Origin of the sequence: Vibrio sp. 10N.222.46.A1 (assembly GCF_041473595.1) — a bacterium.
GTDB lineage: Bacteria > Pseudomonadota > Gammaproteobacteria > Enterobacterales > Vibrionaceae > Vibrio > Vibrio tasmaniensis_A.
The window spans coordinates 1-2,347 of sequence record NZ_JBFRSN010001454.1 but is presented as its reverse complement, the minus strand read 5'-3'; the positions used below and the strand labels follow the sequence as shown (position 1 = coordinate 2,347).

The window sequence follows — 2,347 nt, the reverse complement described above, 5'->3', positions numbered from 1 at the left end:
GAACAACAGAGACAACATCAAAAAATGCATAGAAATACTATTCTAACGCTGCTCGCCTTAACGACTTTAAGTCTCGTTGGTTGTTCCAACGAGACATCGATACCTGCTTACGAAACATCTCCAAACTTGCCTGAATATCAGCAAGACAGCTTTGATGCCTACGTCAATGAAACTCAAGATTGGTTATTGAAAAACCGTGTATTCATGACCAAAGACAAGCAGCTAGAGATTCGACTCAATTCACCCACCGAATACAAACCTGCGGCACCTAACGGTAAGGCAGTTTTATTGGTACATGGTTTAGGTGATTCTCCGTACTCATTTAAAGACATCGCAACGCACTTAGCAGAACAAGGCTACCTAGTGAGAACGGTATTGCTACCGGGCCACGGCAGTCGTGTCGGTGACTTAATGCAACCAAGCTTAGAAGATTGGCAAGGTGTTGTAGCTCATCATACGAAGCTATTGGAGCAAGAGTATGATTCTGTGTGGCTTGGCGGTTATTCAACAGGTGCGAACCTTGTGACTTCACAGGCGATGAACGATCCTAAGATCTCTGGGTTACTGTTGTTCTCTCCTGCGTTTCAACCGAGCTCTTCTGCAGTTCAATATGCGGAGCTAGCAAGCTATTTTGTCACTTGGGCGGATCAAGATCCTGAAGACAATGTACTTCGCTATAACTCACTGCCAATGAATGGTGCTTCGGTTTACTACCAAACCTCAGAAGTGGTTCGTGAGGGCCTTCAAGACAAACACTTTGATAAGCCCGTGTTTATTATGATGAGTGAAGGCGACAGTGTCATTGATACCCACTTCGTTCAGCAGGCATTTACGGAATCCATGCCAAACCCAAATAACGTGTTGATTTGGCAAGGGGAAACCACACTTGACGATCCTCGCGCTGTTCAATACAGCATGAAGATCCCAGAGCAACGTATTTCGAACGGCTCTCATATGGGTTTACTGTTCTCGCCAAGCAATCCTTACTACGGGATCAATGGTAGCGAGAAGATCTGCTCCAATGGTCAAGAGGAAGGTTTTGAAGCACAGTGCAACGCGACAAGTGAAGTGTGGTACTCAGCGTGGGGATATCGTGAAGAAGGTAAAAACCATGCGCGTTTGACCTACAACCCGTACTTTTCAGATTCCATGGAAAAGCTCGATGCGGTGCTGAATTCAGAAGGCTAACAAGCTCAAGTCTTTCGAAACCAATCCATAGAAGTCAAAAAGGCTCACTAGATAACGTCTAGTGAGCCTTTTTAATGGATATCGTTTCTTACCAATATATGGACTACCGCTATATCGTCCACACCACGCGCACAGCGAGCAGAATCAACACCACGCCTGATAATCGATCGATCAACTGCGCTTTTGCTCGAATGCGCTCTACGATCAACGGGCTAGAGAGCACCAAAGTGATAAAGGTATACCAAAGGCCATCAACAATCAGCGGCGTTGAGACAATAATCACTTGATTGCTCAGTTCATTACCTAACGCCACAAATTGGCTAAATAGAGCGATAAAGAACAGAGCGATCTTAGGGCTCAAGATAGAGATCAAGAAAGCTTCGCGAGCAGACTGCATGTAGCTCATCTGTTCACCCGCTTCCAATTTCGCGGCAACTCCACCTTTCGAACGCAACGCGTTTACACCGAGATAGAGCAGATACGCGGCACCCGCTAAACTGATCCCTTTGAACAACATTGGTGATTGCTCAAGCACAACGGCTAAACCGACAATGGTTGCGAACGCGTAGATACCTATACCCGCAGCGTGTGACCAAGCTGCGATAAGTCCGTTCATACGGCCACCAGCCAAACTGTGCTTAGCGATCATCGCCAAGCTTGGGCCCGGAGACATTGCACCCAATAAGCAAATCGCTAATAAAGAAAACCAAATTGTTACTGTCATCATTCCATTCCTAGTAAAACAAAGCGTTCCAGCTGAACACTCTACAATTAATACTCAATACTTAGCGCTTACAATAAGCCGCAGTAGGTATTATTTGAAATCAAAGATTATCATCACTGGTATGATTTGAAATCATACTTATATTGTAACTCGACTTTTGGATGGCTTTAAACGCTTTCTCTCGAGCCCATTTATGGGCAGAGTCGTTGTCATACTTAGGATGCCACATCAGCCAATAGGTATGCATTTCTGTCTCAAACGGCAGCGAAAAGTAAGCGACATCGAGATGTCGACCCAAGTTGTAAGCAATATGCTCCGGCACAATCATCAAGTAGTCGTCTTGCATTAACACGTTTCCCGCCGATGAAAAGAACGGTACCTGCAATGCGATTCTGCGTTTATGTCCCTGTTTCTTTAACGCAATATCCGAATAGC

The 2,347-nt window shown here is 45.2% G+C and carries 2 protein-coding genes and 1 pseudogene; 1 reads left to right on the top strand and 2 read right to left on the bottom strand.

Annotated features, from left to right (window positions below; genetic code table 11):
- Positions 1 to 24: 24 nt before the first annotated feature.
- Positions 25 to 1,188: a carboxylesterase gene (locus tag AB4496_RS27335; protein WP_009845684.1), complete on the top strand. Its 1,164-nt coding sequence runs from the start codon at positions 25 to 27 to the stop codon at positions 1,186 to 1,188.
- Between the two features lie 109 nt (positions 1,189 to 1,297).
- Here AB4496_RS27335 and AB4496_RS27330 read toward each other — a convergent pair whose 3' ends face one another.
- Complete coding sequence (locus AB4496_RS27330) at positions 1,298 to 1,912, bottom strand: LysE family translocator (RefSeq protein WP_009845685.1); 615 nt, start codon at positions 1,910 to 1,912, stop codon at positions 1,298 to 1,300.
- Positions 1,913 to 2,012: 100 nt separating this feature from the next.
- A pseudogene (locus AB4496_RS27325) lies at positions 2,013 to 2,347 on the bottom strand (LysR family transcriptional regulator); the annotation flags it as partial.